The organism is Variovorax sp. J2P1-31, from assembly GCF_030317215.1.
Taxonomy (GTDB): domain Bacteria; phylum Pseudomonadota; class Gammaproteobacteria; order Burkholderiales; family Burkholderiaceae_C; genus Variovorax.
On sequence record NZ_JASZYA010000001.1, the window covers coordinates 1346051 to 1358614 of the forward strand.

Below are 12564 nucleotides of genomic sequence, written 5' to 3' on the forward strand. Positions count from 1 at the left end.
CATGAACACTGCAGTGAAGGCCCCCGCTTCGCTGACCTACCTGCGCGCCGCGACCGCGCAGGAAGAGGCCCTCGTCGCGCGCTTCCAGCCGCTCTTCGACCGCATCGCCGAGGGCAACGTCGAGCGCGAACGCCACCGCACCTTTCCCTACGAGCAGGTGCAGTGGCTCAAGGACGCCGACTTCGCGCTGCTGCGCATCCCCGAGGTGTTCGGCGGCTGGGGGGCGTCGCTGGAGCAGACCTTCTACCTGCTGGCCTTGCTGGCCGAGGCGGATGCCAACGTGGCCCATGTGTGGCGCAACCACCTGGCCTTCATCGAGGACCGCCTCAACGCCGCGCCGTCGCCGACCAACGAACGCTGGCTTCAGCGTTTCAAGGACCGCGAGTTCGTCGGTGGCGGATGGACGGAAGCCAACAACGGCACCTACGCCAACATCCAGACGAGGGTGACGCGCGAGGAGGGCCTCTACAAGGTCACGGGTGCCAAGTTCTATGCCACCGGCAGCCTCTACGCCGACTGGCTCGACGTGATCGGCAAGGGCGAGGACGGTTCGCTCATCACCACGCTGGTCAGCCGCCACCAGCCCGGCGTGGTGCTCAGCGACGACTGGCCGGGCTTCGGCCAGCGCACCACGGCCAGCGGCAGCGTCACCTACCAGGAGGCCGTGGCGCACGAGGGCGATGTGTTCCCGGCCAGCGAGCGGGTGGTCTACCAGGGCCATTTCTATCAGACGGCACTGCTGGCCGTGCTCACCGGCATCACCCGCGCGATCCAGCGCGACGGCATCGCCTCGCTCCGCTCGCGGGGGCGCAACTATCCGCAGGGCCTGGACCCGGTGCCCGCGCTGGACGCGCAGCTGCTGCAGGTGGTCGGCGAAGTGTCGGCGCGCGCGTTCTCGACCGAGGCCGCCTTGCGCCAGGCCGCGCGCTCGCTCGACCGCATCGCCGCCGCCCATGCCGCGGGCGACATCGCGCTGCGCGACCAGCGTGCGATTGCCGGTGAAGTGTCCGTCGCGCAGGCGCAGCTCGCGATCGTGGACGGCGTGTTGTACGCGGCCACGCATGTCTTCGGTGCGCTGGGCGCGTCCGCGACCTCCGAGCTCAGCGCGCTCGACCGCCACTGGCGCAATGCGCGCACGCTCGCATCGCACAACCCGGTCGCCTACAAGGCGCGCATCCTCGGCGACTACCTGGTCAACGACAAGTCGCCGGTGTCGAGCATCGCCCGGCTCGGCCGCGGCGGCCAGGGCAACTGAGGTGGCCGCGAGATGACCCGTCCCTACCTTGCGCTCGGGCTCGCCGGGCCGCACCTGATCGAACTGACCGCCAGCCGCAGCTTGCTCGCGCGCTGGGATGCCTTGCCGCTGGCCTTCAGCGTGCTGGGCATCGACCGCGTGGACGGCAGCGCGCCGGCCGCCACCACGCTGGCCAGCAGTGCCGTGGGCGCCACCCTCGCGGGCGCGACGCGGCACGGTCGCTTCTTCGTCACCGCCACGCCGCAGCGCGACCATCCCTACAACATCGCGCGCCGTGTCGCCTCGCTGGCCCATCTGTCGCGGGGCCGCAGCGGCCTGCTGATCGGCGTGCGCGATGCCTATGCGCCCGCAGGGCCCGAGGAGGCGCCGGCCTGGGGCGGCGCGGGGCTGGGCGGCGGCACCGCGCTCGACGCGCAGACGGCCTTCGACGCGGCCCGTGCGGTGCGCGCCCTGGAACAGAGCTGGCCCTACGACACCATCGTCGGCAACCGCGAGACGGGGGTGCTGGTGGAGGCCCACCGCATCGTGCACGTCGATCTGGCGAACCGCTTCTCGATCGCGGGGCCGCTGAACGCGCCCGAGCCCGCGACGGGCGCCTCTGTGATCGCGTGGTACGCGGCCACCCCGGCGGACCGGGCCCCGGCGGCCGAGGACGACCCCATCGAGCTGGTGCTGGGGGCGGCCGGCACCGTGCCGGTGCTGCCGCTGGGCCAGGAGCCGCCGCCCGGGCCCTGGGCCGGCCTGGTGCTGCGGGCCGGCCTCGAGCAGTCGGTGGATGCGCTGCTCGACACGGCCGAACGCTGGCTGGCCGAAGGCCGCGTGGCGCCCGTGGCGGCCGGCGGGTCGCTGCGCGCCGCGCTCCGGCTGGCCGCGCCGGCGCCGCTCGCCGCCACCGCGCGCGCGGCCTTCCCGGTGCCTCAGCCCCATGTTCCTCCTTCGCACCCATCGGGACGGCACCCATGACCAACAAACGATCCGGCCATGTGCTCCTGGGCATCAACGTGCTGGTGCTGGGCTACCTGCCCGCCGCATGGAAGACGCCGCTGCTCGAGAAGGACGCCTTCATCAATCCGGACTACTGGGCGAACCTGGGGCGGGCCGCCGAACGCGGCACCCTCGATGCCCTGTTCCTGGCGGACGGTCCGCTGCTGGGCAATCCCGCCCACGACGCCAACCCGATCCGCCTGGAACCGACGGTGAACTGGGGCCAGGTGGCGGCGGCCACATCGCATGTCGGCCTGGTGGCCACCGCCTCGTCGACCTTCAACGACCCGTTCGAGCTGGCGGAGCGCGTGCTGTCGTGGGACCACCAGACGGGCGGGCGCGCGGCGGTCAATGTCGTCACCACCCGCGGCGTGCCCGCCGCGCGCAACTTCGGCCTGCCGGACATCCCGCAGCGCGACGACCGCTACGAGCGCGCCAGCGAATTCGTGGACGTGGTGCGGGCGTTGTGGGCGTCGGCCGCCACGGGGCAGGAGGTGCATCACCACGGCGCCTTCTTCGACATCGAGGGCCGCCTGCGCGTCCCGCCGTCGCGGCAGGGCCAGCCCGTCATCTTCCAGGCCGGCGGCTCGCCGCAGGGGCGTGCACTGGCCGGGCGGGTGGCCGAGGGCGTCTTCGCGGCCGAACTGACGAAGGGCCAGGCCATCGCGCACTACCGGATGGTCAAGGGCCTGGCGCGCGACCATGGCCGCTCGCCCGACGACATCAAGATCCTCCCCGGCCTGCTGCTGAGCCTGGGCAGTACCGAGGAGGAGGCACGCCGCCGCTGCGACGAGATCCACGACGCCGGGCCGGCGTCGTACTCGATCGGCTGGCTGTCGCAGGCGATCGGCTACGACGCCTCGACCCTGGAACTCGACGCGCCGTTCCCCGAGGAGGTGCTGGGCCCGCTGAAGAACAGCCAGACCTTCCTGGGCAGCATCGGCTTTCGCGAGTCGATCGTCACGCAGATCCGCAAGACCCGGCCCACGGTGCGGGAGTACCTGCAGCAGACGCGCTACACCGGCTCCGGCCATGCCGGCTTCGTCGGCACGCCCGAGCAGCTGGCCGACCACATCGAGGACTGGTTCCACGCCGGCGCCATCGACGGCTTCAACCTGCAGCCGGATCGGCTGATCGACGGGCTCGACGTGATCGTCGACGAGCTGGTGCCGATCCTGCGCAAGCGCGGCCTGTACCGTCACGCCTACGAGACGCAGACCTTGCGCGAGCATTTCAGGGCCAGCGCGCCGACGGCTGCCCTTTGATGGGTGCATGCGTCAGCTTCGGCTGCGCCCGCAGGGGCCTGGCCGGACCTGCGCTGAAGTGCGTCAAGGCGAGCAGCCAGCGCTGGCTGGCCGCCTTCTCACTTCAGAAAATCGTCCAGTGCCTTGCCCTCGGACAGGGCCGCCTTGAGCCATCCCGGCCTCGGGCCGCGGCCGGTCCAGCTGTGGCCGGCGTCATCGGCATAGCGGACCGCCGACGGGGCACGCCGGGGCTTCTTCGCAGCCGAGGCGCCTGCAGCGCCGCCGGCGGGCGTCGCGCGGAAGCTCTCGAGGCTTGCGCCGTTGCCGATGGCCTCGCGCAACCAGCGCGGACGAGGTCCGCGACCGCCCCAAACGTTTCCTGCGCCATCCGCATACTTCGCGCCGTCGTCGGTCTTCGGCGCCTTGCCGTTCAGCTTCTTCCTTGGCCGCGTGCCCGTTTTCTCGAAGAGATGCGCCGGGGTCAAGTCGTAATGCGCAATGGCCGCCTTGATGCGATCGATGACCCCCTGGACCTCGCGCAGGCGAATGGCCTCTGCCTGGCGCTTTAGAACTTCGATCTGCTTTTGGAGCTTTGCGTAAGTCGGGGCCATGGGTCTTTCTCCTTCAATGAGAGAGTGAAAGAGCTTACTCGCTTCGCCATGGCGCCTTCTCGAGCGACGGCGCTTTCCTACATTGGCATTTGTTTAAAGATTGGACTGCATTGCAAAGACGGATGCGCGTCGATGCTTCCCGGCGCCATTGGACTACGCGATCGATCATTGGCAAAAAAGGGATGGTTGCAATGCGATGTTCAGGCATCGATGCGGAATCCGATCGGAAAGGCCGATACCCATCGGGCGCATCGCGGCCTGGTCCGGCATAGACTTCCTGCCGTCTCGACTCCGGCACAGTCTGCGCGATGCATCCGACCTGGTTTCTCGTCTTCGACCGATTTCAACTGCTGGATGTCAGCGGCCCCCTGCAGGTGTTCGCGAGCGCGAACGAAGAGCTCGTGCTCTCGGGCCGGAAGGCTTTCTACGAGACCGCCATCTACGCATTGCAGGCGGGGCCGGTGCGAAGCTCCAGCGGTGTCGAACTCGTCGCGAGCGCCTTGCCGCGTCGGTTCTGGCGCGCCGTGGGCTCGGTGTTCGTTCCCGGTGGCCCGGGCATCTGGCGGGCCGGGTTGCCCGTGGCCGACCTGGCGCAGGCACAACGGCTGGAGGCCTTGATCGACTGGGTCCGGCGTGCCGCGCCCCGGTTCTCGCGCATCGCGTCGGTGTGCACCGGCGCCTTCGTGCTCGCACGCGCGGGCCTTCTCGAGGGTGGCAGCGCCGTCACGCACTGGGCGTTGTGCGAGCAGCTCGCGAACGAGCACCCGAATGTCGATGTCCAGCGCGACGCGATCTACGCGCGGCAAGGGCGCATCTGGACCTCGGCCGGCGTCACCGCCGGCATCGACATGGCGCTGGGCATGGTCGAAGCCGATGTCGGCCGCGAGATTGCAATGAGCGTCGCCAAGAAGCTGGTGGTGTTCTACAAGCGGCCCGGCGGGCAATCGCAGTTCAGCAGCGCACTGCTGACGCAGACCGCCGACGATGCACGACTCGACAAGCTGCACGCATGGATGGGCAGCCGGCTGCACAAGACGATCTCGGTGCCCGAGATGGCCGAGCAATTGGCCATGACGCCGCGCACCTTCGCCCGCTTCTATCTGCAGCACACCGGCGTCACGCCGGCACGCGCCGTGGCGCGCCTGCGCCTCGAGAAGGCCTGCCAGCTGGTGGAGGCCGGGCGCCAGAGCCTGAAGGCCATTGCGCAGCAATGCGGCTTCAACTCCGAAGAGGTGCTGCGACGCGCATTCATGCGCCACCTGCGCGTGTCGCCCACCGAGTATCGCGAGCGCTTCGCCGCGCGTTGACGCGCCGATGCGACGCGTCGCCGCTGGCGCCCGCAGAGGCGCCGACGACCTCCCGCCTATTGCGGCACGAAGCCGCTTTCGTGCATCAAGGTGGACAGCACGGCCGAGGCCTGGGCCAGGCGCTGCTGCTGTTCGGCCGGGGTCATGGGCGCCGGCGTCATCACGTAGCTCTTGAGCCTGGCGACCACGTCGGGCTGGGACAGCACGCGATTCAACGCCGCGTTGTAGCGCGCGACCAGCGCGTCCGGGGTGGCCGCGGGGGCGTAGAGGCCCAGCAGGTCGGTGGTGCTGTCCAGGCCGTCGAGCCCGGCCGCGGCGAACGAGGGCACGCCGGGCAGCAGCGCCGTCGCGTGTGTCACCGCGAGGATGCGCAGCGTGCCCGCCTGGTGGTATTGCTGGAAGTCCGAGATGCTGGAGACGCCGGCGGCGAGCTGCCCCGCCAGCAGGTCCTGCACCATCGGCGGGGCCCCGCGGTACGAGGCCGCCACCGTGTCGGCCTTGAAGGTGCGGGAGACCTTGGCCGCCACGAACTCGGGCGAACTGGCGGGCGCGGGCACGCCGATGGACGCCTCGTTCGGGTGGGCCGCGAACCAGGCGCCCAGTTCCTTCAAGGTGTGGGCGTTCGTCTTCGGGTTCACCGCCAGCGCGAGCTCGAAGGTGGCCACGCCGCCCACGGGGCGGAAATCCTTGGCCGTGACGAAGCCCGGATTCCTGACCGTCAGCGGCACCGTCACCACGGTGTGGGTGTTGCTCAGGAAGAGCACCGATCCATCGGCCGGCGCCGCCTTCAGCGCCTGTGCCGCCATCTGTCCTCCCGCACCGGGCTTGTTGTCGACCACCACCGGCTGGCCCAGCTCGACACCGAGCTTTTCCGCGACGATGCGCGCGGCGGTGTCCGCCGGGCCGCCGGCCGTGTAGCCGACCAGCAGCCGGATGGGGGCGTTGCCCTGTGCTTGCGCAGCCAGGCCCGAGAGCGACAGCGACAGGCCCAGCAGCAAGCTGCGCCAGGGACGATGCGAAGGAATGCGATGGAACATGGAAGCCTCGGATGAAAGGGACGACAGGCGAGAACTCAACGCGCGCGGCGGGTGGCGAGCAGGGCGCGGCGATGCGCGACGATGGGACGCAAGCGAAGGCGCATGGCCTCGACCAGGGCGGGCGGCGCCTTGTGCGGCGTGCCGCTGTCGAAGGGCGGTTGCGGGTCGTATTCGGCGAACAGCTGCACCCCGCGCGCCACCTCGTCGCTGCTGGCCAGCGCAATGGCCCGCAGCGCGCAGTCGATGCCCGAGGTCATGCCGGCGCCGGTGATGCGGTTGCGGTCGACCACCACGCGTTCATCCACGGGAATGGCGCCCACCAGCGCGAGCAGTTCGTGCGAGCCCCAGTGGCAGGTGGCCCGGTAGCCTTCGAGCAGGCCCGCCGCGCCCAGCACCAGTGGGCCGGTGCAGATGCCCACGATCCAGGTGGCGCCACGCGCCTGCTGGGCGAGGAAGGAGAGGGTCTGTTCGTCCTGCAGCAGTGCTGCGATGCCGGGGCCGCCGGGCACGACGAGCATGTCGAGCTGGCCGCAGTTTTCATAGGAGGCAGTGGCACGGAACTCCCAGCCCAGTTCCGTGGCCAGCGGCTCCGTGTGCTTCCACACCAGGTTCAGCGTGGCGCCGGGAATGCGCACCAGCAGATCGGCGGGTGCCACATAGTCGATGGCGGTGATGTCGGGAAAAACAAGCATGCCGATGTTCATGAGCGCGGCCCTTTCGCGGTGGTTGGTGGGCCTGACTCTAGGAGCGAGCGGCTTGTCCGAACGGACAGAATCTCCACGATTCCTGCCAAGCGGACGGATGCCGATCCGGACGATTCGGCAGCGAGGAATGGCCTGGCCGCGCCGCGGCCCGAGGGACCGTATGATGGCCGTGCACGGCGGCTGGGCGCTGTCGCGCAAGATCTCGACTGCATCACCGCGGGACAACAACGAAGGTCGATAAAGATGCATCACCTCAGAGGGCTCAGGTTCCTTCTTCTGGCCGGGTTGGCGCTGCTGCTTGGCGCCTGCTCGTCCTTGCCGTCTCGGGGTGACAGTCCTCCCGTTCTGTCCATTCCGGCCGATCCCGCCGGCCTTCTGGGCGGCATCGCAGCCCAAAGTGTGGGCGCGGGCCATGGCTCGGCGTTCAGGCCCCTGCCACTCAGCGCCTGGTCGATGGACGCAAGGCTCACGCTGGTGAGGAACGCACAGCGCAGCCTGGACCTGCAGTACTACCTGCTGCAGAACGACGTCACAGGCCACACGCTGCTGCGCGCCGTGCGGGACGCGGCCTTGCGTGGCGTGCGGGTGCGGCTGCTGATCGACGACCTCTACACCGCCGACAGCGACCACATGCTGATGGCCATCGCGGCCTATCCGAACGTGGAAGTCCGGCTGTTCAACCCCTTTCCTTCGGGACGCTCCTTCTTCCTGACGCGCTGGGCGTTCGCGCTCGGCGATTTCTCCCGCATCAACCACCGCATGCACAACAAGATGCTGATCGCCGACGGCGCCTTCGCGGTCGCGGGCGGGCGCAACATCGCGGACGAGTATTTCTTCAGCAGCAAGGGCGGCAACTTCATCGACTTCGATCTGCTGGTCGCGGGCGATGCGGTCCCGCGGATGGCCGCCATCTTCGACAACTACTGGAACAGTCCCCGGATCTATCCGTTGAACGCGGTGGTGACGACGCGGCGCGAGCCTTCGTCGCTGCGCGACGAATTCGAGCGCATGACCCTGGACGCGGTCACCGCCTACCCGGCGCCGCCCGGCGACAAGCAGGACATCCTGGGCTATGCGCCCTTGAGCGCCGACCTGCTGCATCCGCCGTTGAAGCTCCTGCAGGGGCGGGTCGATGTGTTCGCCGACGACCCGGAGAAGGTGGGGGGCCGCAGTGAAATGGGCGACGACAAGTCCACCGTGACGGCGCGGGTGGGCCGGGCCATCGCCGAGGCGAAAGCGGAGGTGGTGCTGGGCTCGCCGTATTTCATTCCGGGAAAGCCCGGCCTGGATGGCATGCAGGCCGCGCTCGACAACGACGTCCGCGTCGAGGTCATCACCAATTCGCTGGCGTCCAACGACGAGCCCTTCGCCAGTGCGGCCTATGGCCGCTACCGCGTGGCGATGCTGAAGATGGGCGTCGACCTGTACGAGATCGACTCCAGGCAGCTCCGCAACGATTCGCTGATCAGCGCCGCCCTGCACACGTCGATCGGGCGGTCGCATTCCAAGCTCATCGTGATCGATCGACAGACCACCTTCGTGGGGTCGATGAACATGGACCTGCGCTCGTCGCGCGTCAACACGGAACTCGGAATGCTGGTTCACTCGCCCGAACTGGCCGAGAACGTGCTGAGCCTGGCCGACCGGCTGCGTGAGAACGGGAGCTACCGGCTGCGCCTGGCGCAACCGGGCGATCGCCTGCAATGGGTGGGCAACGAGAACGGCGTGCAGAAGGTCTACGACAGCGAGCCGGACGTCGACATCCAGACGAGGCTGCAGCTGTTCCTGCTGTTCCCCTTTGTCAGCGAGAGCCTGCTCTAGCGGTGCAGCAGGGTCTCGCCGGGCCGGAGTGATGAAGATGAATACGGATATCGAAGCGCGCCATGAGACGAGTTGCCGGGAGGTCGGCGGTGAACTCGTGTCCGGCTTCAACATCGACTCCTCGATGACCCATGTCGAGATTCTTCGGCGCAGGTCGGCCGGTCCGATCGCCTGGCGGTTTCGCCAGCAGCGCGCGGCGCTGTTCTGGTTCCGGCGCGGCGTCAGCAGCCTGAACCTGCGGCTGGATGGCGCGCCGGTCCGCGCGCGTGTCGACGAGGGTTCCAATTTCGCGCTCTTTCCGGCATCGATGCTGGTCGAAGGCGAATTCGAGGTGGCGCGCCATTGCGACTACACGGTCGTTTTCCTGGACGTGCAGGCCGTGGCCGAGTCGACCCGGCTTCGCCTGGACCGACCGCTGATCGCGTTCCGGAGTGCCCATCTCCAGAACAGCCTGCCGCTGCTTTTCAGGGAGGCGAATGTGGCGGACGGCCTCTACGGGCTGTTCGCGGATGGGTGGGCCATGCAGGCGCTGGCCGTCCTGGCGCGCATCGGTGGTGGCGACGCTCCTGTCGAACCGGTCCGTCGAGGCGGGCTGGCCGCTGCCAGCCTGGATCGGGTCGTGGACTTCGTGAACGCGGACATTGCGCGGCCCTTCACCGTCCAGGCGCTGGCCGAGGTGGCCGGCGTCAGCCCCAGGCATTTCCTGCGGGCCTTCCAGCAGAGCACCGGCTCGACCCCGCTGCGCTTCATCCAGAAGCTGCGCATCGAGAAAGCCAAGGAACTGCTGTCGCGCGCGCAGGCCAGTGCCACCGAGATCGCACTGGATTGCGGCTTCAGCCACGCGCAGCATTTCAGCACGGCGTTCAAGAAGGCGACGGGCGAGACGCCCTCCAGCTACCGCCGGCGGTCGCCGGGTTAGCGCGCCTCGCCGGTGGTGGAAGGTTCACGTCGCCGGACGCGCCTGCTGCCCCTTCGGTCGATCGGTAGACGCGCGGGGTGCGGCCCCCAGCTTCAGGATCAGCAGGGCCGCCACGAAGGATGCGCCCGAGGCCGCCCAGAGCGCGGGCACATAGCCGAACTGCCGGGCCAGGAAGGCGATGAGCACCGGACCCATGCCGGTGCCCACGCAGATGGCCAAAAAGAGCATGCCGAAGATCTTGCCGAAGTGCCGCAAGCCGAATGCGCGGACGCCCAGGAACGAGACCGCGTCGACTTCGACGCCCAGCCCGATGCCGATCAGGATGGCGCCCGCCATGGCGAGCAGGGGCGGGCCGTCGAGCGTCAACAGGGACAGGCCGATCGCCGGCCCGAGAAAGACCAGCGCGGTCACGCGCGCGGCGTTGAAGCGATCGAGCAGGAAGCCGAAGCCGACCCGTGCCACGATGGTCGAGATGCCGACCAGGCTCAGGATGGTCGCCGCCATCTTGCCGCTGATCCCCCGGTCCCCGAGCACGACCGGGAGGTGCACCGTCGCGGCGCCGACCGAGGCCGCGATCAAGGTGAAGGAAGCCAGCAGCAGCCAGAACTGCCGGTCCTGCATCGCCTGGCGCAGCGAATGGCCGACGCCCTCGGTGGCCGCGACGGCATCGCGTGCCGGTGGGTCCCGCACCAGCCAGAGGGCGTTCGGCAGGCCGATGGCCACCACGGTCAGGCCCATCAACATGTAGGCCGTGCGCCAGTCGAAGGTGCGGATCAGGTAGGCCGAGTAGGGCGCCGCCAGCGCGATGCCGATGCCTGCGAAGGACAGCGCGATCCCCAGCGCGAGCCCGCGGCCCTTGGTGAAGGTGCCCACGATGACGTAGTTGTAGGCATGGGGCAGTTGCAGGGTGCTGAGGAAGGCCGCGAGGACCATGGTCGCGACGAAGGCCGGGGCGCTCTGCGGGAGCCATCCCACCAGCGCGAGTCCGATGCCGAAGCACGGAATGCCGATGAGCGCCATCCGCCGTGGCTTGAGGCGGTCGAGCAGGGCGCCGATCGCCGGCGACATCAGGCCGAAGACGATGGCCGCCATGCCGCCCGCGGAGGCGATGGAGGTTCGGTCCCAGCCGGTGGCCTCCGCGATGGGCCGCACCATCACCCCGAAGGAATAGAACAGGATGGGGCCGCATCCCAGCATCACACCGATCCCCGCGCCGAGGACGATGAGCGCTCTTCGAAGCGCGGAGAGTTCGGAGGCCTGTGGCGTATGGGTGTTCATGTTTGTCTCTGAATGGGGGGACGGCCCTCGGTCGGGGCCGTTGTCTTGGGAAGCGAACGCGGGTCGCTCAGAAATCGACGCGGTGCTCGCCCTTCAGGCCGAGCATGTCCCTGGCCTCGTCGGGCGTGGCGATCTCGAGGCCGAGGTTCTCGATCAGCCGCCTCGCGGCCGCGACCTGTTGCGCGTTGCTGGTGGCCAATTGCCCGCGCCGCAGCCAGAGCGAATCCTCCAGGCCGACGCGGACGTTGCCGCCCGTCGCCGCGGCGATGGCCGCGATGGGCAGCTGGTGGCGGCCCGCGCCGAGCACGGACCAGTGGTAGGCCGCGCCGAACAGACGATCGGCCGTGCGCTTCATGGTCAGCACGTCGTCGGGATGCGCGCCGATGCCGCCGAGGATGCCGAACACCGTCTGCACGAAGAGCGGGCCCTGGACCACGCCGCGCTCCAGGAAGTGGGCCAGCGTGTAGAGATGACCGACGTCGTAGCACTCGAACTCGAAGCGTGTGCCGCGCTCGCCACCGGTGCGCAGCACGTACTCGATGTCCGCGAAGGTGTTCCTGAAGACGCGGTCCCTCGACCCTTCGAGGTAGGGGCGCTCCCAGTCGTGCTTGAAGGCCTTGATCCGGTCGAGCATCGGGTAGAGGCCGAAGTTGATCGAGCCCATGTTCAACGAGGCCAGCTCCGGACGAAACGCGACCACGGGGGCCAGCCGTTCCTCGAGCGTCATCGTCGGTGCGCCGCCCGTCGTCAGGTTGACGACGCAGTTCGACCGCGCGCGGATCGCCGACAGGATGGGGCCGAAGCGTTCGGGCGTCTGGTCCGGCTGGCCGGTGTCCGGGTTCCTCGCGTGCAGGTGCACGATCGCCGCGCCGGCTTCGGCCGCGCCCACCGCCGCGGCGGCGATCTCGGCGGCGGTGATCGGCAGATGCGGCGACATCGTGGGGGTGTGCACCGCGCCCGTCACCGCGCAGGTGATGATCACCTTGCGCTGCTGCTTCATCGACGCCATCTCAGACGCGGGGCGCTTCAGGCAGGCGCTCGCCCCCCCGGACCACATGCCGCGCGGGGTAGAGCGCCGCGGCGACTTCGATGTTGTCTTCGGCATCGCCGGTGCAGGCACTCCAGATCGCGCTCACTTCCTTGAGCAGTGAAAGGATCGCCCCGTCGCTTCGGCCGTCGCGCAGATGGCAGAAGATCAGCGTGTCGGCGGTCGGCTTGCCGGAGCGGTAGGTGCTCTCGGGTGCCAGGTCGTGGAAGACGACGCTGATCAGGTCCAGCGGGGACTGGATGATCTCCTCGATCGCGCGGGTCACCTTGCTGGCGATCTCTGCTTTCAATCCGGCCTCGAGGCCGGCGCGGTTCTCACAAACGATGATCGGCATGCTGTCTCCTGAACTGTGGAAA

Annotated in this window: 12 protein-coding genes; 6 read left to right on the plus strand and 6 right to left on the minus strand. The window is 69.1% G+C overall.

Annotated features, from left to right (window positions below):
- Nucleotide 1 precedes the first annotated feature (1 nt).
- From QTI20_RS06210 to QTI20_RS06220, 3 genes are read left to right on the plus strand one after another with little or no spacing between them, the layout of a single operon-like run.
- Entirely contained in the window at nt 2–1255 is a 1254-nt protein-coding gene (locus tag QTI20_RS06210) for an acyl-CoA dehydrogenase family protein (RefSeq protein WP_286549252.1), read from the plus strand.
- A gap of 12 nt (nt 1256–1267) precedes the next feature.
- Nucleotides 1268–2218 carry an LLM class oxidoreductase gene (locus tag QTI20_RS06215; protein ID WP_286574160.1) on the plus strand — a complete coding sequence of 317 codons (951 nt, stop codon included), beginning with the start codon at nt 1268–1270 and terminating at the stop codon, nt 2216–2218.
- Nucleotides 2215–3504 carry an NtaA/DmoA family FMN-dependent monooxygenase gene (locus tag QTI20_RS06220; protein ID WP_286549247.1) on the plus strand — a complete coding sequence of 430 codons (1290 nt, stop codon included), beginning with the start codon at nt 2215–2217 and terminating at the stop codon, nt 3502–3504. The genes QTI20_RS06215 and QTI20_RS06220 overlap by 4 nt, the downstream gene beginning before the upstream one ends.
- Before the next feature lie 98 nt (nt 3505–3602).
- On the opposite strand, the gene QTI20_RS06225 is transcribed toward QTI20_RS06220, so the two are convergent.
- Entirely contained in the window at nt 3603–4094 is a 492-nt protein-coding gene (locus tag QTI20_RS06225) for an H-NS family nucleoid-associated regulatory protein (RefSeq protein WP_286549246.1), read from the minus strand.
- A gap of 308 nt (nt 4095–4402) precedes the next feature.
- Between QTI20_RS06225 and QTI20_RS06230 the strand changes: the two genes are divergently transcribed.
- A complete protein-coding gene (locus QTI20_RS06230; RefSeq protein WP_286549244.1) occupies nt 4403–5401 on the plus strand; it encodes a GlxA family transcriptional regulator in 999 nt (332 codons plus the stop codon).
- Between the two features lie 56 nt (nt 5402–5457).
- On the opposite strand, the gene QTI20_RS06235 is transcribed toward QTI20_RS06230, so the two are convergent.
- Together QTI20_RS06235 and QTI20_RS06240 are read right to left on the minus strand one after the other, a co-directional pair.
- On the minus strand, nt 5458–6438 hold the full coding sequence (locus QTI20_RS06235; RefSeq protein WP_286549241.1) for a tripartite tricarboxylate transporter substrate-binding protein: 981 nt from the start codon (nt 6436–6438) through the stop codon (nt 5458–5460).
- 35 nt (nt 6439–6473) lie between these two features.
- The gene (locus QTI20_RS06240; protein WP_286549239.1) at nt 6474–7130 is read right to left on the minus strand and encodes a DJ-1/PfpI family protein; all 657 of its coding nucleotides are present in this window, start codon (nt 7128–7130) and stop codon (nt 6474–6476) included.
- Nucleotides 7131–7595: 465 nt separating this feature from the next.
- Between QTI20_RS06240 and QTI20_RS06245 the strand changes: the two genes are divergently transcribed.
- Nucleotides 7596–8963 carry a phospholipase D family protein gene (locus QTI20_RS06245; RefSeq protein WP_286549237.1) on the plus strand — a complete coding sequence of 456 codons (1368 nt, stop codon included), beginning with the start codon at nt 7596–7598 and terminating at the stop codon, nt 8961–8963.
- Between the two features lie 37 nt (nt 8964–9000).
- Entirely contained in the window at nt 9001–9882 is an 882-nt protein-coding gene (locus QTI20_RS06250) for an AraC family transcriptional regulator (protein WP_286574161.1), read from the plus strand.
- Nucleotides 9883–9906: 24 nt separating this feature from the next.
- On the opposite strand, the gene QTI20_RS06255 is transcribed toward QTI20_RS06250, so the two are convergent.
- The 3 genes from QTI20_RS06255 to QTI20_RS06265 all read right to left on the minus strand — a co-directional run bounded on the left by QTI20_RS06255 (nt 9907) and on the right by QTI20_RS06265 (nt 12542).
- Nucleotides 9907–11160 carry an MFS transporter gene (locus tag QTI20_RS06255; RefSeq protein ID WP_286549232.1) on the minus strand — a complete coding sequence of 418 codons (1254 nt, stop codon included), beginning with the start codon at nt 11158–11160 and terminating at the stop codon, nt 9907–9909.
- A 67-nt stretch (nt 11161–11227) separates the two neighbouring features.
- On the minus strand, nt 11228–12160 hold the full coding sequence (gene kce, locus QTI20_RS06260; protein ID WP_503011359.1) for a 3,5-dioxohexanoate:acetyl-CoA acetone transferase: 933 nt from the start codon (nt 12158–12160) through the stop codon (nt 11228–11230).
- 10 nt (nt 12161–12170) lie between these two features.
- Nucleotides 12171–12542 carry a tautomerase family protein gene (locus QTI20_RS06265; RefSeq protein ID WP_286549227.1) on the minus strand — a complete coding sequence of 124 codons (372 nt, stop codon included), beginning with the start codon at nt 12540–12542 and terminating at the stop codon, nt 12171–12173.
- Nucleotides 12543–12564 lie beyond the last annotated feature (22 nt).

Bases quoted from the DNA above. Each gene is read 5' to 3' on its own strand.
- QTI20_RS06210 (WP_286549252.1), top strand. From the start codon at position 2: ATGAACACTGCAGTGAAGGCCCCCGCTTCGCTGACCTACCTGCGCGCC.
- QTI20_RS06240 (WP_286549239.1), bottom strand. From the start codon at position 7,130: ATGCTTGTTTTTCCCGACATCACCGCCATCGACTATGTGGCACCCGCC.
- QTI20_RS06265 (WP_286549227.1), bottom strand. From the start codon at position 12,542: ATGCCGATCATCGTTTGTGAGAACCGCGCCGGCCTCGAGGCCGGATTG.
- QTI20_RS06225 (WP_286549246.1), bottom strand. From the start codon at position 4,094: ATGGCCCCGACTTACGCAAAGCTCCAAAAGCAGATCGAAGTTCTAAAG.
- kce (WP_503011359.1), bottom strand. From the start codon at position 12,160: ATGAAGCAGCAGCGCAAGGTGATCATCACCTGCGCGGTGACGGGCGCG.
- QTI20_RS06215 (WP_286574160.1), top strand. From the start codon at position 1,268: ATGACCCGTCCCTACCTTGCGCTCGGGCTCGCCGGGCCGCACCTGATC.
- QTI20_RS06245 (WP_286549237.1), top strand. From the start codon at position 7,596: ATGGACGCAAGGCTCACGCTGGTGAGGAACGCACAGCGCAGCCTGGAC.
- QTI20_RS06255 (WP_286549232.1), bottom strand. From the start codon at position 11,160: ATGAACACCCATACGCCACAGGCCTCCGAACTCTCCGCGCTTCGAAGA.
- QTI20_RS06220 (WP_286549247.1), top strand. From the start codon at position 2,215: ATGACCAACAAACGATCCGGCCATGTGCTCCTGGGCATCAACGTGCTG.
- QTI20_RS06230 (WP_286549244.1), top strand. From the start codon at position 4,403: ATGCATCCGACCTGGTTTCTCGTCTTCGACCGATTTCAACTGCTGGAT.
- QTI20_RS06235 (WP_286549241.1), bottom strand. From the start codon at position 6,438: ATGTTCCATCGCATTCCTTCGCATCGTCCCTGGCGCAGCTTGCTGCTG.
- QTI20_RS06250 (WP_286574161.1), top strand. From the start codon at position 9,001: ATGAATACGGATATCGAAGCGCGCCATGAGACGAGTTGCCGGGAGGTC.